20 protein-coding genes are annotated in these 22,985 nt (G+C 65.8%); 12 read left to right on the forward strand and 8 right to left on the reverse strand.

Features of this window, described 5'->3' with window-relative positions:
• Positions 1 to 22: 22 nt before the first annotated feature.
• Positions 23 to 922, forward strand: a complete 900-nt coding sequence (locus JD971_RS12205; RefSeq protein ID WP_202083761.1) for a fructose bisphosphate aldolase — start codon at positions 23 to 25, stop codon at positions 920 to 922.
• A 9-nt stretch (positions 923 to 931) separates the two neighbouring features.
• Here JD971_RS12205 and JD971_RS12210 read toward each other — a convergent pair whose 3' ends face one another.
• On the reverse strand, positions 932 to 1,336 hold the full coding sequence (locus JD971_RS12210) for a hypothetical protein (protein WP_202083763.1): 405 nt from the start codon (positions 1,334 to 1,336) through the stop codon (positions 932 to 934).
• 41 nt (positions 1,337 to 1,377) lie between these two features.
• On the opposite strand from JD971_RS12210, the gene thiE reads away from it, so the two are divergent.
• The 4 genes from thiE (at position 1,378) to trxB (ending at position 5,168) form a co-directional block, all read left to right on the forward strand.
• Positions 1,378 to 2,031, forward strand: a complete 654-nt coding sequence (gene thiE / locus JD971_RS12215) for a thiamine phosphate synthase (RefSeq protein WP_202083766.1) — start codon at positions 1,378 to 1,380, stop codon at positions 2,029 to 2,031.
• 97 nt (positions 2,032 to 2,128) lie between these two features.
• Entirely contained in the window at positions 2,129 to 3,376 is a 1,248-nt protein-coding gene (locus JD971_RS12220) for a L,D-transpeptidase family protein (protein WP_202083768.1), read from the forward strand.
• Positions 3,377 to 3,385: 9 nt separating this feature from the next.
• Positions 3,386 to 4,093 carry a M23 family metallopeptidase gene (locus tag JD971_RS12225; RefSeq protein ID WP_202083770.1) on the forward strand — a complete coding sequence of 236 codons (708 nt, stop codon included), beginning with the start codon at positions 3,386 to 3,388 and terminating at the stop codon, positions 4,091 to 4,093.
• 100 nt (positions 4,094 to 4,193) lie between these two features.
• Positions 4,194 to 5,168: a thioredoxin-disulfide reductase gene (gene trxB, locus JD971_RS12230; RefSeq protein ID WP_202083772.1), complete on the forward strand. Its 975-nt coding sequence runs from the start codon at positions 4,194 to 4,196 to the stop codon at positions 5,166 to 5,168.
• Positions 5,169 to 5,195: 27 nt separating this feature from the next.
• Here trxB and JD971_RS12235 read toward each other — a convergent pair whose 3' ends face one another.
• Positions 5,196 to 5,480 (reverse strand): phosphopantetheine-binding protein, encoded by a 285-nt coding sequence (locus JD971_RS12235; RefSeq protein ID WP_202083774.1) that lies wholly within the window; start codon positions 5,478 to 5,480, stop codon positions 5,196 to 5,198.
• Between the two features lie 77 nt (positions 5,481 to 5,557).
• On the opposite strand from JD971_RS12235, the gene JD971_RS12240 reads away from it, so the two are divergent.
• From JD971_RS12240 to JD971_RS12250, 3 genes are all read left to right on the forward strand, one after another.
• Positions 5,558 to 7,096, forward strand: a complete 1,539-nt coding sequence (locus JD971_RS12240; RefSeq protein WP_202083776.1) for an acyl-CoA ligase (AMP-forming), exosortase A system-associated — start codon at positions 5,558 to 5,560, stop codon at positions 7,094 to 7,096.
• Entirely contained in the window at positions 7,096 to 8,316 is a 1,221-nt protein-coding gene (locus JD971_RS12245; protein ID WP_202087646.1) for a pyridoxal-dependent decarboxylase, exosortase A system-associated, read from the forward strand. Before JD971_RS12240 ends, JD971_RS12245 begins: the two co-directional genes overlap by 1 nt.
• 160 nt (positions 8,317 to 8,476) lie before the next feature.
• Entirely contained in the window at positions 8,477 to 9,121 is a 645-nt protein-coding gene (locus JD971_RS12250; protein ID WP_202083778.1) for a hypothetical protein, read from the forward strand.
• A 70-nt stretch (positions 9,122 to 9,191) separates the two neighbouring features.
• Here JD971_RS12250 and zapE read toward each other — a convergent pair whose 3' ends face one another.
• The 5 genes from zapE to JD971_RS12275 form a co-directional block, all read right to left on the reverse strand.
• Positions 9,192 to 10,310, reverse strand: a complete 1,119-nt coding sequence (gene zapE / locus JD971_RS12255; RefSeq protein WP_202083780.1) for a cell division protein ZapE — start codon at positions 10,308 to 10,310, stop codon at positions 9,192 to 9,194.
• Positions 10,311 to 10,313: 3 nt separating this feature from the next.
• A complete protein-coding gene (locus tag JD971_RS12260; RefSeq protein WP_202083782.1) occupies positions 10,314 to 10,769 on the reverse strand; it encodes a PaaI family thioesterase in 456 nt (151 codons plus the stop codon).
• A gap of 13 nt (positions 10,770 to 10,782) precedes the next feature.
• Positions 10,783 to 11,568: a succinate dehydrogenase iron-sulfur subunit gene (locus JD971_RS12265; protein ID WP_202083784.1), complete on the reverse strand. Its 786-nt coding sequence runs from the start codon at positions 11,566 to 11,568 to the stop codon at positions 10,783 to 10,785.
• Positions 11,569 to 11,631: 63 nt separating this feature from the next.
• On the reverse strand, positions 11,632 to 12,441 hold the full coding sequence (locus JD971_RS12270; RefSeq protein ID WP_202083785.1) for an NTP transferase domain-containing protein: 810 nt from the start codon (positions 12,439 to 12,441) through the stop codon (positions 11,632 to 11,634).
• A gap of 12 nt (positions 12,442 to 12,453) precedes the next feature.
• Positions 12,454 to 13,470 carry a phosphoribosylglycinamide synthetase gene (locus tag JD971_RS12275; RefSeq protein WP_202083787.1) on the reverse strand — a complete coding sequence of 339 codons (1,017 nt, stop codon included), beginning with the start codon at positions 13,468 to 13,470 and terminating at the stop codon, positions 12,454 to 12,456.
• Between the two features lie 102 nt (positions 13,471 to 13,572).
• Here JD971_RS12275 and JD971_RS12280 point away from each other — a divergent pair, with 102 nt between their 5' ends.
• A complete protein-coding gene (locus JD971_RS12280; protein ID WP_202083789.1) occupies positions 13,573 to 15,042 on the forward strand; it encodes a hypothetical protein in 1,470 nt (489 codons plus the stop codon).
• Between the two features lie 10 nt (positions 15,043 to 15,052).
• Complete coding sequence (locus JD971_RS12285; RefSeq protein ID WP_202083791.1) at positions 15,053 to 15,817, forward strand: SDR family NAD(P)-dependent oxidoreductase; 765 nt, start codon at positions 15,053 to 15,055, stop codon at positions 15,815 to 15,817.
• Between the two features lie 84 nt (positions 15,818 to 15,901).
• On the opposite strand, the gene JD971_RS12290 is transcribed toward JD971_RS12285, so the two are convergent.
• Positions 15,902 to 18,679, reverse strand: coding sequence for a ribonuclease E/G (locus tag JD971_RS12290; protein WP_202083793.1), 2,778 nt, complete (start codon positions 18,677 to 18,679; stop codon positions 15,902 to 15,904).
• Between the two features lie 675 nt (positions 18,680 to 19,354).
• On the opposite strand from JD971_RS12290, the gene JD971_RS12295 reads away from it, so the two are divergent.
• Positions 19,355 to 20,221, forward strand: a complete 867-nt coding sequence (locus tag JD971_RS12295; protein ID WP_202083795.1) for an N-acetylmuramoyl-L-alanine amidase — start codon at positions 19,355 to 19,357, stop codon at positions 20,219 to 20,221.
• 115 nt (positions 20,222 to 20,336) lie between these two features.
• Positions 20,337 to 22,877, forward strand: a complete 2,541-nt coding sequence (locus JD971_RS12300) for a penicillin-binding protein 1A (protein WP_202083797.1) — start codon at positions 20,337 to 20,339, stop codon at positions 22,875 to 22,877.
• Positions 22,878 to 22,985 lie beyond the last annotated feature (108 nt).

The raw sequence follows: 22,985 nt of genomic DNA on the forward strand, positions 1-22,985 counted from the left end.
GATTGAACAGGGGATTGCGACGATGACTTACGACGAAATGCTTGAACAGATCCGCAATGGCGACGGCTTCATCGCGGCACTGGACCAGAGCGGCGGATCGACGCCCAAGGCGCTGCGCGGTTATGGCGTCGAGGATGACGCATGGTCGGGCGACGAGGAAATGTTCGCCATGATCCACACCATGCGCAGCCGCATCGTGACCTCGCCGTGTTTTAACGGGGGCAAGGTGCTCGGCGCGATCCTGTTCGAGAAGACCATGGACGGCGACGCCGACGGCAAGCCGGTGCCCACCGTGTTGCAGGAGCGCGGCGTGGTCCCCTTCCTCAAGGTCGACAAGGGGCTGGAGGATGAGGACAAGGGCGTGCAGCTGATGAAGCCGATGCCCGGCCTCACCGAGCTGTTGAAGCGCGCGAAGGACAAGGGCGTGTTCGGCACGAAGATGCGTTCGGTCATCAATTCCGCCGATCCGCAGGGTATCGCCGCCATCGTGAAGCAGCAGTTCGATGTCGGCAATCAGATCGTCGATGCCGGGCTCATGCCGATCCTGGAGCCGGAATACACCATCACCGCCGAGGACCGTGCCGAGGGTGAGGAGATCCTTCGCGACGAGATCCTGAAGGCGCTGGACGAGCTGTCCGGCGGGCGTCAGGTCATGCTGAAGCTGTCGATCCCCGCGGTGCCCGGCACCTATGATGCGCTGGTCGACCATCCGGCGGTGGCGCGCGTGGTGGCGCTTTCGGGTGGGTATTCGCGCGGCGATGCCTGCGCCGAGCTGGCGAAGAACAAGGGCATGATCGCAAGCTTCAGCCGCGCCTTGCTCGAAGAGCTGCGCCACCAGATGGACGACAAGCAGTTCGACGATGCGCTTTCCACCGCGATCGACGAAATCTACTGCGCATCGGCGGAAAAGAACGCCGCCTGAGGCACGCCCCTATGGCGTGATCGCGTAAACGAAGCGGTAGTCCCCCGTCGGGATTGCCGCTTCGCCTTTTTCGGGCGTCACCTGCATCAGAAGAACGCGGCTGCCGCGTACCGTCGCTTCCTCCCCGGCGGTAAGCGTGCGTGTCTCGGCCTGTCCGTCGCCCTCGATCCGTACGTCGACGACGACGCGGCCTGCCCATACGCATTGCGTGCCCACCGGGCAGCGGCTGTCCTCGACCACGGCCTGCGTGGTGAGCGCCCATTCGCCCGCACGAACCGCCTCGCCAATCGCGACGGGCGCCCGCGTCGAGGGCAGGGGCGCCGCGCGTTCGGCGCCGTCCGGACCCATGCCGGTACAGCCGGACAACGCGGCGACGGCCATGAGGCAGGCCGGCAATATCGTTCGATCGTGCATAAGACTTCACACTCCTTCGCGACGCGGTTAGGGCATGCCGCATGAACCGCACCGATCTCTATCTCATTTCGCCGCTCGACGTGACCGGCGATTTTCCCGACCGGCTCGCCCGCGCCATCGACGCCGGCGACGGGATCGTCACCGCCTTCCAGTTTCGCGTGAAGGACATGGATCAGCACGAGGCCGCACGCCTTGCCCAGCCGCTCCGCACGATGTGCGCCGATCGCGGCGTCGGATTTATCGTCAACGATTCCATCAGCCTCGCCAACCGGCTCGACGCCGATGGCGTGCACCTGGGGCAGGGTGACGGCACGGTCGCCGATGCCCGCGAAAAGCTTGGCAAGGACGCGCAGATCGGCGTGACCTGCCATGGGAGCCGCCATCTCGCGATGGATGCGGGCGAGGCCGGCGCCGACTATGTCGCGTTCGGCGCGTTCTTTCCCAGCACCACCAAGGAAACCGAGCACCGCGCGGAACTGGAACTGCTCGAATTCTGGCAGCATCTGTTCGAGATTCCCTGTGTGGCGATCGGCGGCATCACGCCGGACAATTGCGCCCCCCTGGTGACTGCGGGTGCGGATTTCCTCGCGGTATCGGGCGCCATATGGAACGGGGACGAGGCCGCGTCCGTCCGCGCGTTCGCCCGCGCCATCGCCGATGCGCCGCCCCGGCCGGAGGGCGAATTTCGTCGCTAGGGTCCCGGCACGATTTCGGATCTGCGACGTTTTATTCCCAAACGAGTGAACCGGTGCGCACCGATCGCGGGCCGGACATGACGAGGATGTGACGATTATGCGGCTTTTCCATGCAACCCTGGCGTTTCCTCTCGCGCTGGCGCTCGTCGCGTGCGGGGGCGATGCCGAAACGCCGGAGCCGCAGCCGACGCAGAGCGAGGCAGCGACGGACGACAACGACGCCGACGCCATGGCCAGCAACGATCCCGCACCGGGGGAAACCCGCGCCGAACAATACCCCGACAGCGAGGAACGGCCCACGATGCAATTGCAGGTCGTGCTGGATCGGCTCGCGTTTTCGCCGGGGGTGATTGACGGCAAGATGGGCCTCTCGACGCGCAACGCGATCGAGGGGTTTCAGATGGCCAACGATCTGGAACCGACCGGCGAGATGAATGACGAGACCCGCGCCGCGCTCGCCGAATATGACAATATCGCCGCAACGCGCGTCGTCACGATCCCTGAGGAATTCGCCGTCGGCCGGTTCGAGCCGATCCCCGACGACCCGGCCGAGCAGGCCGAGATGCAGCGTCTGGGCTACGAGTCTCTGGACGAAAAGCTGGCCGAGCGGTTCCACACCACGGTCGAGACGCTCCGCATGCTCAACCCCGGTGGGCGGCCCGCCGGCGCGGACATGCTGGGCGCGAGCGCGACGCAGCGGTTCGACGATGGCGAGGACGTGCAGAGCGGTGCGTCCCCGCGGCCCACGCCCTCACCCTCCGCGTCGCCGCGTGAGGAAGGCGATACCGAAAACCCCGACACGCCCATCTTCGCCGCCGGACAGAAGATCCGCGTGCCCAATATTGGCGCCGATTTCATGGACCGCCGCGCCGAACTCGACGACGACTGGCGGTCGACGCTGCGCATGCTGGGCGTCGGGACGGAGCAGCCCGATGCCGCCCGCATCGTGGTGGACGAATCGGAAAAGACGCTCGTCGCCTACGATGACAGCGACAAGTTGATCGCGATGTTCACCGTGACCTCGGGGTCGAGCAACGATCCGCTCCCCATCGGCGATTGGAAAATCAACGGCGTCGCGCATAATCCGCCCTTCGCCTACGATCCCGACCTGTTCTGGGACGTGCCCGACAGCGAGCAGGACCAGCAATTGCCCCCCGGTCCGAACGGACCCGTGGGCGTCGTATGGATCGACCTGTCGAAGGAACATTACGGCATTCACGGCACGTCGGCCCCCGAAACCATCGGACGCGCGCAAAGCCATGGCTGCGTCCGCCTGACCAACTGGGACGCGGCGCGGCTGGCCGAAATGGTATCGGGATCGACCGAGGTGGTGTTTCAGAAATAGGTACGACGGATGAGCACGGTGCGGGATAATGCCGGGCGTTTCGCCCGCGACGTGAAGATCGCGGTGATCAGCATCGCGCTGACCTCGATCGCCTGGCTGCTGGCCTATGCGCTGCTCGACCCCTATCGTCCGCCCGAACCGGATTATGACCCGAGCGTCGGCGATGCGCCTTTGCCCACGTTCGGCGATGCCAGCGATGCGGCGGGGACGCAGGATCGTGCCGGTGGCGGCGAACAGGCGGTCCCGCGCAGTGATGACGCCCGCCGCGATTCGCCGGCACAGGTCCGGCTTGCGATTCCGGTCGCCGGGGTTCGGGCCGATATGCTCACCGATACGTTCCGCGATGCGCGGGCGGGCGGCAAAAGGGTTCACGACGCCATCGACATCATGGCGCCTGCCGGCACGCCGGTGCTCGCGGCCGAAGATGGCGTGGTGGAAAAGCTGTTCCGTTCGGACGAGGGCGGCGAAACCATCTATATCCGCACCCCGGACGAAGGCGAAATTCACTATTACGCCCATCTTCGCCGCTATGCTCCGCAATTGCGCGAGGGTGCGCGGATCCGCCGCGGCGACAGGCTCGGCACGGTCGGCAGCACCGGAAACGCCGATCCGTCCGCGCCGCATCTTCATTTCGCGGTGATGCGGATGGAGCCGGGCGAGGAATGGTTCGAAGGGTCCGCCATCAATCCATATCCGCTTCTCACCGGGCGGCGCTGAACCGCGTACGCCGTATGCGCACGGGTGGATTGGCTTTCGCCCGATAGATCCCTATCTGGCAGGCAAGCCCATTCGAAGACGCCAGACGGACATACGCATCATGACCATTCACAAGACCCGCATGCTCATCATCGGTTCCGGCCCCGCCGGGCTTTCCGCCGCGATCTACGCCGCGCGCGCCGGCATGGAGCCGATCGTGGTGCAGGGGCTTCAGCCGGGCGGGCAGCTCACCATCACCACCGATGTCGAGAATTACCCCGGCTTTCGCGACGTGATTCAGGGCCCCTGGCTGATGCAGGAGATGCAGGCGCAGGCCGAGCATGTCGGTACGCGCATGATGTGGGACACGATCACCTCTGTCGATTTAAAGAGCGGGCCGCCGTTCGTTGCGAAGGGCGACAGCGGCGATGAATATCACGGCGACACGCTGTGCATCGCCACCGGGGCGCAGGCGAAATGGCTGGGCGTGGAAGGCGAGCAGGCCTTTTCCGGCAAGGGCGTGTCGGCCTGCGCGACCTGCGACGGGTTCTTCTATCGCGGCAAGAAGGTCGTGGTCATCGGCGGCGGCAATACCGCGGTCGAAGAAGCGCTCTACCTCACCAACCATTCGGACGATGTCACGCTGATCCACCGGCGCGACACCCTGCGCGCGGAAAAGATCCTTCAGGACCGCCTCCACAAGAGCGACAAGATCAGCGTGCTGTGGAACAAGACGGTGGAGGAATTCTGCGGCGAGGATGGCAAGGGGCTCACCCATCTCCGGCTGAAGGATACCGAAACGGGCGAGGAAAGCCGCTTTGACACAGAGGGCGCGTTCGTCGCGATCGGCCATGCCCCCGCAACCGAATTGTTCGCAGGGCAGCTCCCGCTCGACCCCTCAGGCTATATCGAGGTGGCGCCCGGCACGCCCAAGACCGAGATTCCCGGCGTGTTCGCATGCGGCGACGTGATGGACCACACCTATCGCCAGGCGGTCACGGCGGCGGGCACCGGGTGCATGGCCGCGCTCGATGCGGAACGGTTTCTCGGCACGCTGGAGCTTGCGCGCGACGAAATGGCGGACGCGGACGCCTGAGCCTCCGTGGACCGATCGTGCCGGGCCTCAGCGCCCGGCGCGCTTGTCCATGACGAAGCGCAGCAGCGCGCCATAGGTTTCGAGCATGTCGCCATCGACCTCGTCGTCTTCGATCACGATATCGAAACTGTCCTCGATCTCGGTCAGAAGCCCTGCGACCGCCTGCGAATCCAGTTCGGGCAGCGCGCCGAAAAGCTCGGTATCTTCGTCGAAACCGGCGACCCTCTGTTCCGAAAGCGCCAGTATGTCGGCAAGCGCGGCCCGCAATTTCGTGTCGGACGACTGGATGACGGGGGGGATGGCTTCGTTCATGGCGCCCGGCGGCTTAGCTTTTACAGGGCGCGGACGCAAGCATGGCGGCGCGCGCCGGCAATGCTATGGATAGGATCATGACACCGCCACCATCCCGCCCTGTGGATCATCTCGCCCTCTGCGGCGAGCGGGGCGCCGATGCGCTCGTGCTGAAGGATCGGACGCTGTCCTTTGGAGAGTTGGAGCATGCGGTGGGGCATCTCGCCGCTTGGCTCGCCCATCGCGAAGCGCAGGAGGGATGGGACGCCGGTGCGCGCGTGGCGAGCTGGGCGGGGAAGGGGTGGCTTGCCTGCATCATGCCGCTGGCCGTGCCGCGTGCGGGGATGGTGCACGTGCCGGTGAACCCGGTGCTGAAGCCTGCGCAGGTGGCGCATATCCTCGGCGATAGCGGGGCGCGGATGATCATTGGCAATTCCGGCCTACTCGACACGCTGAGCGATGGGGACATGCCCGCCGGCTGCGCTGCGGTCGAGGAGACGGCGTGCGAACATGCGGCGATGGCCGGCGATGCGATGGCGCCGTCCCGTGCCGCGCCCGACGATCTGGCCGCGATCCTTTATACCAGCGGTTCGACCGGTCGGCCCAAGGGCGTCATGCTCAGCCATGCGAATCTCTGGCTCGGTGCGGAGGCGGTCGCGTCCTATCTCCAATTGGAAGGCGACGACCGAACCTTATGCGTCCTGCCGCTGGCATTCGATTACGGCCAGAATCAGCTGCTCTCGACATGGTTCGCAGGCGGCGCGGCGGTGCCGATCGACTATCTTTTCCCCCGCGCCGTGGTGAAGGCCGTCGCGGACCGGCGCATCACCACCCTTGCCGGGGTTCCGCCGCTCTGGGTGCAATTGCTGGAGCAGGAATGGACCGCGGATGCCATCGCGACGCTGCGGCGGCTCACGAATAGTGGCGGCGCGCTGGGCGAACCGTTGGTCCGGGCCTTGCGGGCGCGGTTTCCCGATGCGCGCCTTTATCCGATGTACGGCCTGACCGAGGCGTTTCGTTCGACCTTTCTCGACCCCGAAGAGGTGGATGCGAAACCGACGAGCATCGGCCGCGCCATTCCCCATGCCGAGATCATCGTGATGCGTGACGATGGAACGCCGGGCGGGCCGGGGGACGAGGGCGAGCTGGTCCATGCAGGCCCGCTCGTCGCGCAGGGGTACTGGCGGGATCCGGCGCGCACCGCCGAACGTTTCAGGCCCACGCCGGAGAGCTCGCAATATGGCGGGACGGCGGTCTGGTCCGGGGACAGGGTGCGCATGGGCGAGGACGGCCTGCTCTATTTCGTGGGGCGGCGCGACGCGATGATCAAATCCTTCGGCCAGAGGATCAGCCCGCAAGAGATCGAGGATGCGGCGCTTAGCACCGGCCTTGTCGCGGAGGCCGTCGCATTCGGCCTGCCCGATGCGCGGGCGGGCCAGGCGATCCACATGGTCGCGCGCGCGGCGCCGGCGGTCGGTTCCGATCGTGCGCAGGCCGAATTGCCGAAGGCGATGGCCCGCGCATTGCCGTCCTTCATGCAACCGGCCCATATTCATTGGCGCGACGAATTGCCCCGCGGCGCAACCGGAAAGCTGGACCGCGCCGGCCTCATCCGCGCAATTGAGAGTGCTGCATGATGAAAAAGCTTGGCCCCATTCCGGACGGATTCACCACGACCAATGGCGAGCTCGTCATCGACGGCGCGCCCGTATCGCATTGGGCGGGACAGACGCCTGCCTTCGTCTATTCCGCCGCCATGCTCGAACGCCGGGTCGCGATGTTGCGGTCGGCGATGCCGGACGAACTCGCCATCCATTACGCGATGAAGGCGAATCCGTTTCCGCCATTGCTGTCGCGCATGGCCGGGCTGGTCGATGGGCTCGACATCGCGTCGGGGGGTGAATTGCGCCTCGCGCGAGAGGCGGGCGTGGAGCCGGCCCGCATCAGCTTCGCCGGGCCGGGGAAGGACGATGGCGAGCTGTCCGACGCGATCATGGCCGGCATCACGCTGAACCTCGAATCCGAAGGGGAGGCGCGGCGCGCTTTCGCGATTGGCGAGCGGCTCGGCATTGCGCCGCGGCTGGCCATTCGGGTCAACCCCGATTTCGATCTGCGCGGTTCGGGAATGAAGATGGGCGGCGGGCCGCGCCAGTTCGGCATCGATGCGATCCGCGTTCCCGCGCTCGTCCGCGAAATTTTGGCGAGCGGGGCAGAATGGCGCGGCTTCCACATCTACGCCGGGAGCCAGGCGCTCGATGCGGCGGCGGTGATCGAAACGCAGGCCGCCACGATCGCGCTGGCCGCCCGGCTTGGTGAGGAAAGCGGCGTGCCGGTGCCGCATTGCAATCTGGGCGGCGGTTTTGGCATCCCTTACTTTGCGGGGGACACGCCGCTCGACATCGGCGCGGTCGGCCGGGCGTTGGACGGGCAATTGTCGAAACGCCCCGCCATCCTGCGCGATACGGCGTTCGCAATCGAACTTGGCCGTTGGCTCGTCGGGGAGGCCGGGGTCTATCTCTCCCGCGTGCTCGATGTGAAGGAGAGCCACGGCGAAATCTTCGCGGTGATCGACGGGGGCCTGCATCATCAGCTTGCGGCATCCGGAAATTTCGGCACCGTGGTTCGGCGCAACTATCCCGTCGCCATCGCCAACCGGATGGATACGCTTACGATGGAACGTGGACAGACCATCGTGGGACGGCTGTGTACGCCGATCGACCGGATCGCGGAAAATGCCGCCCTCCCGCGCATCGAAACGGGCGATACGGTGGCGGTGTTCTGCGCCGGTGCGTATGGGGCAAGCGCGAGTCCCGCGGATTTTCTGGGCCATGGAAAGGCCACCGAAATTATCTTTTGATGGGGGCAACCGGGCCATTGGAACCATTACGGATGTAATTTTTCGCGGATTCCCCGGCAGATTTTTAGTTAACATTTGATTTAGTTGGATATGGATGCAGCTACGCTTATGCGTCCAAACCTTATTGGGCATAATTCCCTCGTACCCCAGCGCAGAGGGCATGCTCATGTTTCAAAACGACAATGCAACTTTCGAAGACCGGACACAGGTGCTTTTTCGGCAGGTGCGCGTGGGCCCGGCGCAGGCGATGCGCCAATGCGTCGCCGCGGTTCAGCGCGGTGACCGCAATATCGTGCTGACCAGTGCGCTGCGAACCGAGCGCCGGACAATCCTCACCGAAATCGGCCGGCTGGTCGGGCCGAACTATCGGCGTGTGCTGCGCTTCGATGCCGCGTTGGAGTGTGGTCATATCCTAGACCGGCTCGATATCGAATGCGACGATGCCCGCACCGAAACATCGCGCTATCTCGTGATCATCGACAATGCCGAGATGATGGATGCCACCACGTTGCGGGCGCTTGGCGACATGGAAAGCCTGCCCGGCGGCTGCCCTCTTCAAATCGTGCTGGCCTACGGAGAATTGCTGATTTCCCGGATGTTCGAGCCGAGCAGTAGCCAGTTGTGGTCCGCGACGAAACTGGCGCTCACGCTCGACGGAAGCGAGCCGGAGATGCGCACCCAGATCGGCAGTGCGGACCGGCTCCGCCGCGAAATCGCCAGGACAGAAGCAAAGCTCGCCACGCAAAAGCGCATGCTCGCCATTTTCGAAGGGTGCGGTAGCGATGGCCCCAATTCGCTGATCTGATGCAGCGCGACCGGGAATGATGGCGCCAGTTTCCTGACGGAAGGCCCGGCGGCCGCAACGGCAGCGTCGCTTATTGTTCGCCGTGCCCGCGGGCGAGGTAATCGGCCGATTGCATTTCCATCAGCCGGCTCACCGTTCTTTCAAATTCGAAGCGCCCGTCGCCAGCCTCGTAGAGATCGGCCGGTTCCGCATCCGCGCTCGCGATCAGCTTGACGCCGTTTTCATAGAGCGCGTCGATCAGCGTGACGAAACGCGCCGCCTCGTTTCGCTCGCTCGGCGTGAGGCGGGGGATGCCGACGATGATGACCGAGTGGTAATTGCGCGCAATGGCGAGATAATCGGCGGCGCCGCGCGGTTCGCCGCACAACCGCTTGAATGAAAAGACCGCGACCCCCTTGAGGCTCTTCGGCACCCAGATGCTCCGTCCGCCGCTCACCGGGAGATCGGTGCCGCTCACATGGTCGGCATCCTCGGGCGGATAATCGGTCAGGCGGAAAAACGCCTCGCGCACCTTGTCGGTCGCCGCCTCACCCAAAGGCGTGTGCCAGGTTTCGATGCCCGACAGCCGCTCCATGCGATAATCGTTCGGACCGTTGAGCGGGACAACCTGCAAGCGCCGCTCGATCAGCGCGATGAATGGCAGGAAATGCTCCCGGTTGAGGCCGTCCTTGTAAAGGTCGGACGGCGGGCGGTTCGATGTGGTGATGATGGTGACATCCTGTTCCATCATCGCAGTGAACAGCCGGCTCATGATCATGGCATCGGCGCTGTTGTTGACGACCATCTCGTCGAACGCGAGGCAGCGAACCTCGCCCGCGATTGCCGTCGCGACGGGCAGGATGGGATCGCCCGTTTCCTTCGCCCGCTCGGCTCGCAGCCGGTCGTGCACGTCGAGCATGAATTCGTGGAAATGAATGCGCCGCTTCGCCGGGATGGCGAGCGTGTCGTGGAACAGGTCCATCAACATGGACTTGCCGCGCCCCACGCCGCCCCACATGTAGATTCCGCCGGGCGCGGGCGACGGCGCCTTGCCGAACAGCTTCTGCAGCACGCCGCCCTGCGACGGGGCGGCCTTTTCGATCTCCTGCTGCAACGCGTCGAGCGTGACGGCGGCTTGCTGCTGCTCGGCATCGGGTCGGAGTTCGCCCGCGGCGACCAGCGCCTCGTATCGTTCGATCATGCCCGTCACGGATCAGCTCGGCTTCCGGAAAATGCCGGAAAAGCTGGCGATGGTGGCGTCACCCTGCACCATGAGCCCGCGGGCGAAAACCATCCGCCCGGTTTCGCGCACGACCTCCACCACGGCATCGAGCGGCGCGTTCCCGTCACCCGGCCCGACGAACTGCGTATTGAGTTCCACCGTCGCGCCGCCGAGGAAGTCCTTGTCCAAGACGGTCGATGCGCCCGCGAAGATCGCAACATCCGCGAAACCGAGGATGATGCCCCCATGAATGACGCGATTGAGGTTGAGATGACGGTCCTGCGGGACCATCCGGACGCGCGCGCTCTCTCCTTCGCGGCGGGCGTGCATCGGGCCGAGCACGACCTGATTGTATTCGTCGGGGCGACCGACCAGCCACGGCATCCACCCGTCCGCATCGCGAACAGGCGCGCGCCCGCCGGCAACGGCAGGAGAGTGAGCAGCCATGTCGTTGCTCATTTCAGACGAGCCGTTCGGCTTCCATCTTCTTGATCTCGGCGATTGCCTTGGCGGGGTTGAGCCCCTTGGGACAGACGTTCGCGCAGTTCATGATGGTGTGGCAGCGATACAGGCGGAAGGGATCCTCCAGCTCGTCCAGCCGCTCCCCGGTCATTTCGTCGCGGCTGTCGGCGAGCCAGCGATAGGCCTGCAACAGGATCGCCGGGCCGAGGAACTTGTCGGAATTCCACCAGTAGCTCGGGCATGCGGTGGAGCAGCACGCGCACAGGATGCACTCGTAGAGCCCGTCGAGCTTGTTACGCTGTTCCGGCGATTGCAGCCGCTCCTTGCCCGCAGGGGTCGGCGTGACCGTCTGCAGCCACGGGCGGATCGAGGCATATTGCGCATAGAAATGCGTGAAATCGGGCACCAGATCCTTCACCACGTCCATGTGGGGGAAGGGGGTGATGCGAACCTCGCCCGCGCCGCAATCCTCGATCGCGGTGGTGCAGGCGAGCGTGTTGCGCCCGTTGATGTTCATCGAACATGACCCGCAGATCCCCTCGCGGCAGGAGCGGCGGAAGGTCAGCGAGGGGTCCTGCTCGCTCTTCATCTTGATCAGCGCGTCGAGCACCATCGGCCCGCACGCGTCGAGGTCGATCTCGAACTTGTCGTAGCGCGGATTTTCCCCGCTGTCGGGGTCGTAGCGATAGACCTTGAATTTCTTCACCCGGCCCGCGGTTTCGGCGGCGTGGGTATGGCCCTGGCCGGTGATCTTGCTGTTTGCGGGGAGGGTAAAGGTTGCCATGGGTTCGATCCGTGATCCGTGCTGCAAATGCGTTGTTTCACCAACAGCACATGGGCGCGTTAGTCAAGGGTGGGGCTGCGTTTCGCCGGCGCGATTGAGCCTTTGCGCAAGGATGGGCTGTGCAATGTCATAGGTCCGGCGGTTGTCGACATCGATGGCGAGCGCGCCGTCGGTAAAGCTGACCCCCTTCATGCGTATGCCGAATTTGCGACCGAGCCGTTTCATCGCGGCGTCCATGGTGATGAGCTTTGCCCGCATGAGCAGGATGTTCACCAACCCGAATGCCCGCACCATGCGCGACGGGTTGTTCATGAACTGCCCCCCTTCGCGAAACACCTCCGCGGCGGCGAATGCCTTGCGATTGGCAAGCGCGTAGATGTTGCAATTGGCGTAGCCTGCGTCCTTCAGCTCGTAAAACCGCCGCTGCCCTTGCGGATGGGCGGCGAGCACGCGTTCGCGCGTGGCGAGCCCCGCCGCGGCATCCGCATCGCGCATCGCATCGCGCATGGCGTCGAACCCCTCGCGGGTGAGCAGGACATTGTCGGCGGTGGTGATGATGAACGGGCCGTCGTCGCCTTCCGACGCGGCGATGACCGAATCGACGATCCCCGGCTCCGACGGGACGAGCCGGACCGGCCGGTCGGGCCGGTCATAGGGCGCGACGACGGCGCCGACCGCGTCATGGGCGTCCGCCTCGACCGAAATGCGGACCTCGGCGATGTCCGGAATGTTCGACAGCGTGTCGAGGACGTGGGTGATGAGCGGCGCGCCGCAGATCGGCACCAGGCATTTGTGCGAAACGTCGAATTCGCGGGCGAGCGGGTTCACCACGCCCGTCCGCTGCGCGGCGAGCATCAAGACGGTGACGGGCATCCGGCTCATCGTTCAGTAACCCTCGGGCGCGGCCATGACGCCGTTGCGGATGAGGCTGTCGGCAAGAATGGTCTCGATAAGCTCCGCCTGGCTGAACCCGGCGAGGGTGGCGGCGCGGCCGAACACCTTTTCCGACCACAGGTTGCAGTTGAGATTGACCTCGAGAAACGTGATTTCGCCCGTGCTCTCGTTCACCCGGAATTCGAACCGGCCGTAATCGAACGGGCGATATTCCGCCCACAGCCGCCGGGTCATGTCGGCGATGCGCCCGGCCATCTCCTCGTTCTCGAACGGGTCGAGCGAATATTTCCCGCTGCGGTCGACGAGGTCGCGCTTTTCATAATAGGTGCGCAGGTGCGAGGGGTCCTGCTGCCGGAAGATCTGCATCGGCAGGATATGCGGATCGCGCCGCGTCATCACCGGCACCTCGACATCGCTGCCGTCGAGGAACGGTTCGACGAGCGCGTCGTGCCCTTCGTCATGGATGGCCGCGATCGCATTGCGGATCCCGTTCCAGTCGAACGCATCGCGCACGCCCCACGACGCAGACGACGCGTTCGGCTTGATCACGTAGCGTTCCGCCTTCGGGCAGCCGTCTTCGACAACCGGCGCACCCCGGCGGTAGATCGCCCAGGGCGCGGTCGGCACGCCGGCGACGAGGGCGGCGCGCTTCGCCAGATGCTTGTCGTCGGACAATCCGCGCAGGATCGGGCTCGCCCCAAGATGCGGAATGCCGAGCCTTGCGCACAGCAGCGGGCCCAGCATCTCGGAATTGAAGAATCCCGCGCGGTTGAGCAGCGGGAATACGAAATCCACCTCCGGATTGTCGAACAGCACTTCGAACCGGTCCGCCAGCTTGAGATTGAGGCCGAGCCCTTCGAGGATCGAGCGCACCTCGTGATGATAGACGGCGTGGTTGCCATCCTCGGGATGCAGGCCGCCACCCCACAGGGCATGCTTCGCGATGAACAGGATGCGCACGCGCTCCTTTGTGATATCGTCGATTTTCAACGGTTCGATCGCTGGCAAGTGGAGTCCTTTCTTTACGTCTGGCCTGGCCTCTTAAATAGGCTATAGCCCGCTTCCAAGATGATTTCGAAAAATGACCTTGGCCGCCCCTCCGTTCCGTCCATGGCGTGGCAGGCGCTGCCCGGCGGGGATGCAGACCGCGACGACGCGATGGAGGCCATAAGGCTGATGGCGTCGGGCGGCGATGCGCGCATCGTGCTCGACCCGGCGACGGGGCTCAATACCTATATGTCCGCGCCCTATCCGCGCGACTGTCTCGCCTATGCGTCCTCCACCGCGAATGACGTTTCGCCCATGGGTTTCGCGCATGCGCTGGCGGCGCTGCGCGCGGATGCCGGTTCCTACGCCGCGCGGCTCGATACGCTGCGCGACCGGATTCGCGCGGCCTATGGCGTCGCGGCGGACCATGCGATCGCCTTTGCCCCGTCGGGAACGGATCTCGAATATGTGGCGCTGGCCGCCGTTCGGGGGCGCGGGCCGGGGGGGATTCACAACATCCTGCTCGGCGCGGACGAGGTGGGCAGCGGGTGCATCCATTCCGCGCATGGCCGCTATTTCGCCCGCGAAACGGCGCGCGGCATCGCCGTCGTTCCGGGGGACGAGGTCGACGGCGTCGGTCCCGTGGCGCTCGCCGATGTGGCGGTGCGATGCGGCGACGGTCTGGCGCGGTCGAGCGCGGAGATCGCCGATGCCATCGCGGCGGAGGCAGAGCCGGCCATCGCAGCCGGACGGCATGTGCTGGTGCATGTGGTGCATGGGTCGAAGACTGGGCTGATCCTGCCCGAAATGTCCGAGATTCGCGCGTTGAAGGCACGGTTCGGGACGGATGTGAGCTTCGTCATCGACGCGTGCCAGGCCCGGATCACGTCGTCCTCGATTGCGGCCTATCTCGCGCTCGATGCGATGATATTCCTGACCGGGTCGAAATTCATGGGCGGCCCCCCGTTCAGCGGATTTGCCATCCTGCCGGCCGGAACCGCAGAGCGCGCCGCGCCGGTACCGACAGGCTTCGCCGACATATTCCGCCGGGACGAATGGCCGCGCGAATGGGCGGGCCGGGACGTACTGATGCGGGAGGACAATTTCGGGCTCTGGCTCCGGCTCGAAGTGTCGATCTTCGAACTGGAACGATGGCAGGCGACGCCCATGCCGCGAATCGAGGGGGTCATCGCCGCCTTTCGCGACGCCGTGACCGAACGGATCGTCACGCCGCTCGGGCTGTCGAAGGTTGTCGCCTACCCGCCGGGACACGCGGAAACAGCGGAAAATCATCCGGTTGCGATGCGCACGCTGGTCACTCTCGACATCAGCAGCCTTCCCGCCATCCGGAGTTTCGCGGATGCGCAGACGCTGCATCGCCGCATGGCCGACGCCGGGATCAGGCTGGGTCAGCCGGTGAAATCGGTGCGCATGGCCGATGGCGGCTGGGGCGGGACGTTGCGGATCGGGCTGTCCATGCCGCAGATCACCCGGCTTGCGCAGTGCGAAGAGGACGAAGCCAGCCACATGTTGCGCGCCGATATGGAGCGTATCGCAGACGCCATTCGCAGCCATGCGATGACGCCGGAATGACAGGGGCCGGATGACGAACGCAGAGCCAGCGCGCGAACGCAGCTGCGTCATTTTCGGCGCATCGGGCGGTGTCGGCGATGCAATGTGCCGCCAGCTCGCCGCGAGCGGGCCATTCGCTCGCATCTATGCAGGAGCGCGAAGCGGCACGGTGCCCGAAAGTTCCGTGTCCGCCCCCGGCATGGCGTCGATCATCCCCTTTGCATTCGATCTGACCCAAGAAGCAGGCATTGCCGCCATTGCGGAGCGCGTCGCGCATGAATCCGCGCCCGAAATGGTGATCGTCGCGACCGGCCTTTTGCAGCGGGAGCCGGACATCCGCCCCGAACGCAGCTGGCGCACGATCGAGCCTGCGGCGATGGCGGAAATGTTCGCGGTCAACACGATCGGCCCGGCGATCATCGGAAAGCATTTCCTGCCGCTCCTTCGCCATGCGGAGCGGCCGGTATTTGCCGCGCTTTCGGCGCGGGTGGGATCGATCGGGGACAACGGGCTGGGCGGTTGGCACAGCTATCGCGCGTCAAAGGCGGCGCTCAACATGGTGCTGCGCAATTTCGGGATCGAGCTTCACCGCCGCAACCGCGAGGGTATCGTGGTCGCGCTTCACCCCGGCACGGTGGAAACCGCGCTGTCCGAACCGTTTCGCGGCAACGTGCCTGATCGGCAGCTTTTCACGCCGGAGCATTCGGCGCGCTGCCTGCTTTCGGTCATCGACGGGCTGACTGCGGCGGACAATGGCGGATTTTTCGCCTGGGACGGTTCGCGCATCGCGTGGTAGCGGACGCAAAAAGGCCCGCCCCCCGATAGAGGAGCGGGCCTTTCGCGAATGGCGGCGAGGTCGGATCGACCCCGCCGGACACTCTTAACCGAACGTGCGCTGCCACCAGCCGCGCCGGGGCGGCTCCTGCGACGTGGACTCGGTTTCGTCCTTGCCTTCCTCGGCTTTCGGCTCCGCGGGGGCGGCCTCGCTCGCCGCTGGCGCGGGTGCGGGTGCGGGTGCGGGGGCTTCTTCGCGCTCCGCAGGCTGCGCCTTGGTTACCGCATCGTCGCCGGTCGAAGACGGCGCCTGATCGGGCTCGCCAGCGTCCGGCGCAGCGTCAGCCTTCTTCTTGCGAGGGCGGCGCGGCTTCTTGGGCTTGGGCGCATCGTCCGCGGCTGCTTCGGCCGCGGGCTCGTCTGCGGTCCCGCTTTCGCTCACCTCCGCCTTCTTGCGACGAGGGGAGCGGCGCGACTTCGCCTTCGGCTTCTCCTGCTCGGCATCGGAAGTGCTGTCCTCGGCAAGGCCATCGGATGCCGGGACGTCATCGGCCGGCGTTTCGGGTGCAGGCGCTTCGGGCGCGGGCGCCTGGGATGCAGGCGTTTCGTCCTGCCCGTTCACCGCATCCGCTGTCTCCGCGTTGCCGCCTTCGGACTGATCGTCCGATTTGCGGCGACGGCGACGGCGCTTGCGCGGCTTGTCCTCATCCGCTCCACCGGACTGCGTTGCGGCGCCATGATCCGTATCGCCGTCGCTATCGCTATCGGATGCGTCGTCGCCGTCGCCATCGTCCTGCGTATCGCGCGATTCGTCGCCGTTCCGGTTGCCCCGGTTGCGGCGACCGCCACGGCGGCGGCGGCGGCGCTTGCGGCGATTGCCGTTGTCGTCCTCGCCCCTTTCGTCGTCGCCCTTTTCATCGTCGCTCCGGTCGTCGTCGCGCTGCGTTTCCGTCTCGGCGCCGGTTTCTTCCTCTTCTTCGTCCTCGTCATCCTCGACATCGTCGGCGTCGAGAATATCGTCCTGAATCGGTTCAAACTTCGGCGCAAAGGTCGGTTTGGGGCCGGAGGAGCTGGCGCGCATCTTCGCGCCCTCGTTCTCGCCTTCGGGAAGCACTTCGACCATGACGCCGTAACGCTCCTCGATCTCGGCGAGGTCGGCGCGCTTGGAGTTGAGCAGATAGACCGCCGCCTCCGTGCTGGCATAGAGGCTGATGGTGCTGCCCTTGCCCTTGGCCGCCTCGTCCTCGATCATGCGCAGGGCGGAGAGACCCGCGCTCGACGCGGTGCGCACGAGGCCGGTGCCGTCGCAATGCGGGCACTCGCGGGTCGTCGCCTCCAGCACGCCGGTGCGCAGGCGCTGACGGCTCATTTCCATCAGGCCGAAGCCGGAAATGCGGCCGACCTGGATGCGCGCGCGGTCGTTTTTCAGCGAATCCTTCATGCACTTCTCGACCTTGCGGATCGAGGAGTTGTTTTCCATGTCGATGAAGTCGATCACGACCAGCCCGGCCATGTCGCGCAGGCGCAATTGCCGCGCGATTTCCTTCGCCGCCTCCAGATTGGTGGCGAGCGCGGTCTGCTCGATCCCGTGCTCCTTCGTCGAGCGGCCCGAGTTGATGTCGATCGACACCAGCGCCTCGGTCGGGTTGATCACGAGATAGCCGCCCGATTTCAGCTGTACGACCGGATCGTACATCGCGGTCAGCTGATCCTCCGCGCCGTAACGCTGAAACAGGGGGACGGGGTCGGCATATTGCTTCACCCGGCGCGCGTGGCTCGGCATGAGCAGCTTCATGAACTGCTTCGCCGCCTTGTAGCCTTCGGGGCCTTCGACGACGACTTCCTCGATCTCGCGATTGTAGATGTCGCGGATCGCGCGCTTCACAAGGTCGCTGTCCGAATGGATCGGCGCAGGGGCGCTGGCCTGCATGGTGCGTTCGCGGATTTCGTCCCACAGCCGCGCGAGATAGTCGAAATCGCGCTTGATCTCGGTCTTGGTGCGGGAAAGCCCGGCGGTGCGCACGATGCAACCCATCGACCGCGGCAGGTTCATTTCCGACACGATCTGCTTCAACCGCTTGCGATCGGCGGCGCTGCTGATCTTGCGGGAGATGCCGCCGCCGTGGCTGCTGTTGGGCATGAGCACGCAGTAACGCCCGGCGAGCGAGAGATAGGTGGTGAGCGCCGCACCCTTGTTGCCGCGCTCTTCCTTCACGACCTGCACGAGCAGGACCTGGCGCCGCTGAATGACGTCCTGGATCTTGTAACGGCGGCGCAGGGCAAGCCGTTTCGCCCGCGCCTCGTCGGCGGCGCGCGCCTTGCCGCCACCCTGGCGGCGGCCCTTGCCGCGGGCACGGCGGGGGCGGCGATTGTCGCCCTCGTCATCGCCGTCGTCGTCGGAACCGCCCTCGACGGCGCCGTCCTCGATCGTGGCGACATCGTCCTTCTCGCTCGTGTCGACCTCGGTCAGCCCGTCGCCGGCCATTTCGTCGGCAAGCGCGTCGCTGCTTTCGTCGTCATCGCGATCGTCGTGATCGTGGCCGTCGTCGCCCGAATCGTCGTCATCGTCGGACCGCAGGCGCGCCTCTTCCTCGGCGTGTTCCTGCTCCTCGGCGAGCAGGGCATCACGGTCCTGCTTCGGGATCTGGTAATAATCTGGGTGGATTTCGCTAAAGGCGAGGAACCCGTGGCGATTGCCGCCAAAATCGACGAAGGCCGCCTGAAGCGACGGTTCGACCCGCGTTACCTTCGCGAGGTAGATATTGCCCTTGATCTGCTTGTGGTCGCTCGATTCGAAATCGAACTCTTCAATCCTGTTGCCCTTCAGCACCGCCACCCGGGTTTCTTCCTGGTGGCGCGCATCGATCAGCATGCGCGTTGTCATCAATTATTCTCCGTGCGCACGATATGGGGGGAAGGCCGCGTGGCGGCTGCCCGGCATAGGTGCGTTCGTTTGGGGAAACGCCCGGCCGGATTCGGAACGCATGTCCGAAGGCCGTGGCGTCTTGGTATGAATTGCCGGACCGGCGCGGGTTGCCCCGTGCCTCCGGCGGCGAAACTGTAACCGATGGCATATGCGGTCCGACGTGCGGGCGCGCGGCCCGCCTGGCGGCATTGGCGACGGCGAAAACCCGCAAGGGCTGCGCTACTGTCGTCATTGCCAGAACCATAGATACCATCACCTTGAATTGCCCCGCCCTTGCCATGCGCATGATCTTCCATGCGCCCGGAAATGGGAAAGTGGCCGCCGGTCTGCGTGCAGAAAGGATCTTCGCCCCGCGTCCGGCCCCGTTCGGGGTGTGCCGCGCCGTCCCGAAAAGGGCGGCGGCCCGCGCCGTGTAGGGCGGGCGTTTCGCGTGACGAGAGGCGCATCTGCCACCGGTCGGGATCGACGCTAGCATCGCGGATCGCTTACGGCAACACGTCTCGCAACGATGGCGCGATGCGATGCCCGTTTCGCGCGTCATCGCGGCGTATCGGGCAAGAGTGTTGCGGGCGGCATGTTTCCCGGCAATATCGGGCACCGATGACGCGAAGGGCCGCTTCTTTTCCTGTTGTGATGGCGTGGATCGCCGCGCTTGCGCTTTGCGGCGGGGGTGTGGCGGCGGTGTTACTGACCGTGTTTCCGCCGGGGCGCGCGATGGCCGTCTACCGGCGTGATTTGCCCGCCGCGGTGCCCGTGGCGACGCCGTCCGTCGCGATGGCGGGCGACGCCGCGGCGGGACTGCCCCTGCTGGTGATCGACCCGGGGCATGGGGCGTTCGATTACGGCGCCACCGCGACGCATGGCGCGAATGGCGCGATGGTGATGGAAAAGAACGTCGCGCTGTCGCTCGCGATCGCGCTTCGCGACCGGCTCGTTGCCCTTGGCGGGGTGCGGGTTGCGCTCATTCGGGAGGATGACAGCTTCCTCCCGGTGGAGCATCGCCCGCGCATGGCGGAGCAGCTCGGCGCGGCGGCGCTGATTTCCATCCATGTCGACAGCGCGCCCGGCCCCGCGTCCGGCGCGCGGGGTGCCACCGTCTACACCCTGTCCCCATCGCGGCGAGGGTTCGACCCATCGGGCAGCAGGCGCAACGGACAGAACCGCGGCGCGCAGGGACAGGTCGCCGCGGGCACGGAAATCGCGATGATCCTCGATGATCTGGCCTGGCGTCAGACCGCATTCGAATCCGCGATGCTCGCGCAGGCGGTCGAGGCGGAGGCACGCGGCCGGCTCGCGCTGCGCAATCCGTTTGCGCGGTCGGCACGGTTTGCGGTGCTGGCCTCGCCCGAGTTTCCCGCCATCCTGTTCGAGGCCGGCTATCTCGGCAATGCGGAGGACGCGGACCGGCTGCTTTCGCCCGAAGGCCGCGGCGAAATTGCCGACGTGCTGGCGCGCGCGGCGCTCGGCTTCTTCGCCGAACGGGAGCGTTGGGGGGAATAGGCGCCCGATCCGCCGCGCGTGCGTCGTCGGCCGGCACGATCGGCAGCGTTCAGGTCACGGTCAGTGCAAATCGGCTTTCACCTTCGCGAAATCCCGTGCTAATCCCCCCGGCGAAATGACTGCATCTACGAAATCCGAAAACTTTCTCGCCCGTGCGCGCGGCGATCTTTCCGTTCTGGGCGCCCGGATCGGCGAACGCTGGCGGGGCAGCCGGCTGTTTCGCTGGCTGTCGATCCTCTTCGTCGCCGGGGTCGCGGTGGCGATCGGCGCCTATGCCCTGCTCGGCGCGGGGTTGCCGTCGGCGGATCGCCTGCTGACGTATCAGCCGCCGCTGCCCACGATGGTGCGCGGCGCGGATGGCGAAATCATCAACAGCTACGCGCGCGAGCGACGCGTGCAGCTGCGCTTCGTCGATTTTCCCGAACCACTCATCAACGCGTTCCTCTCGGCGGAGGACAAGACGTTCTGGAGCCATGGCGGCGTCGATTACACCGGGCTTGCCGGCGCGGTCGTCGATTATGTCAGCAAGATGGGATCGGGGCAGCGCGCCAAGGGCGGCTCCACCATCACGCAGCAGGTGGCCAAGAACATCCTCGTCGGGGATGAATATTCGGTCACGCGCAAGCTGAAGGAAATGATCCTCGCCCGCCGGATCGAAGGCGTGCTGACGAAGGAAGAAATCCTCGAGCTCTATCTCAACGAGATTCCGCTGGGCCGGCAGAGTTTCGGCGTGCAGGCGGCCTCGCGCGCGTATTTCGACAAGGATGTCGGCGATCTCGACCTGCACGAGGCGGCGTTCCTCGCGATCCTGCCCAAGGCGCCCGAACGGTATAGCCGCGCCAAATATGCCGATCTGGCGCTGGCCCGCCGCAATTACGTGTTGCAGCAGATGGCCGACAATGGCTGGGCAACGCAGGCCGAGGTGGATCGCGCGCGGGCGCAGCCGCTCGGCCTCAAGCCCCGGCGCAGCACCGATTACGACACGGCGTCGGGCTATTTCGTGGAGGAAGTGCGCCGCCGGCTGATCGACAAATATGGCGAGAATGCCGAGGACGGGCCGAACTCGGTCTATGCCGGCGGGCTGTGGGTGCGCACCTCGATGGATACCGAGTTGCAGCGCGCGGCACGCAACGCGCTGCGCAAGGGGATCATGCGCTATGGCGGCAGCCGCGGCTGGCACGGGCCGATCGCGACGATCAACATGGACGAAAGCTGGCAGACGCAGCTTATCGTCTCGAACCTCGCCATCGATTACAAGGACTGGCGCGTCGGCGTCGTCACCGAACGCAATGGCGACACCGCCCGCATCGGCTTTTCGGATGGGGAGACCTATCCGCTTTCCGTCCTGCCCGACGCGCTGAAGGCCGGCGATGTCATCGTCGCCTCGCCGCAGGGCAATGGCTGGCGCACGCAGACCGTGCCGGAAATTTCGGGCGGGCTGGTGGTCGAGGACCCGCACACCGGGCGCATCATGGCGATGCAGGGCGGCTTCGATTCGCGGCTCGGCTCGTTCAACCGTGCGGTGCAGGCGAAGCGCCAGCCCGGCTCCACGATCAAGCCGTTCGTCTATGCCAGCGGGCTGGACGCGGGCATGACCCCGGCGACGCAGGTCAACGACGCGCCGTTCTGCGTATGGCAGGGTGCGGACCTGGGCGAAAAATGTTTCCGCAACTTCGCCAATCAGCGCGGCGCCGGGATGCAGACGATGCGCTGGGGCCTCGAACAGTCGCGCAACCTCATGACGATCCAGATCGCGAACGACACCGGCATGGACAATGTCACCGACACGTTCCGCCGCGTCGGCATCGGCGATTACGAACCCTATCTTTCCTTTGCATTGGGTGCGGGCGAAACGACCGTGACGCGCATGGTCAATGCCTATGCGATGCTGGCCAATCTGGGCTGGCAATATGACGCCACGCTCATCGACTATGTGCAGGACCGCAACGGGAAGGTGATCTGGCGGTCGGACGAGCGCCGTTGCGAAGGGTGCAACATGGCCGAATATGACGGCGGTCCGATGCCGCGCCTGCCGCGTGCGGGCAAGCAGGTGATGGACCCGGCCACCGCCTACCAGGTCGTCCACATGCTCGAAGGCGTGGTGCAGCGCGGGACTGCGACGCGGCTGCGCGATCTCGACCTGCCGCTGTTTGGCAAGACGGGCACGACCAACGGGCCGACGAATGTGTGGTTCATGGGCGGTTCGGCCGATCTGGTCGCGGGCGTCTATCTCGGCTTCGATCAGCCGCGCTCGATGGGCGGCTATGCGCAGGGCGGCTCGCTCGCCGCGCCGATCGTGAAGGATCTCATCCTGGAGGCGAAGGACCGCTGGCCCGACACGCCGGTGCGCGCGCCGGACGGCATCCGCATGGTCCGCATCGACCGCCGTTCGGGCAAGCGTGTCTTCGAAGGCTGGCCGACCGACGATCCGAAGCCGGCCATCATCTGGGAAGCGTTCAAGCCCGATACCGAGCCGAAACGTTCGGCCAATCGGCAGACGCTGGAGGAACGGCGCATGGCGGCGATCTCGGCCCTGCGCGCCGCGATGCAGGAACGCACCACCGTCGGCGCCGCCGGCCCGGCCCGGCGCAATCCGGGTGAGCAGCAGCAGCAGATCGACGATACCTTCCTGGAGGATCAGGGCGGCATCTACTGATCCATTCTCTTCGCGGAGGGAACGCGCGGGGCGGGCGGGCGCCTATTGCCACCGCGCCGCGCCATCCCTAGAGCGGCAGACGACAGGCCGGGATGACCGGCGTTTCGA

Origin of the sequence: Croceicoccus sp. YJ47, assembly GCF_016745095.1 — a bacterium.
Classification (GTDB): Bacteria; Pseudomonadota; Alphaproteobacteria; order Sphingomonadales; family Sphingomonadaceae; genus Croceicoccus.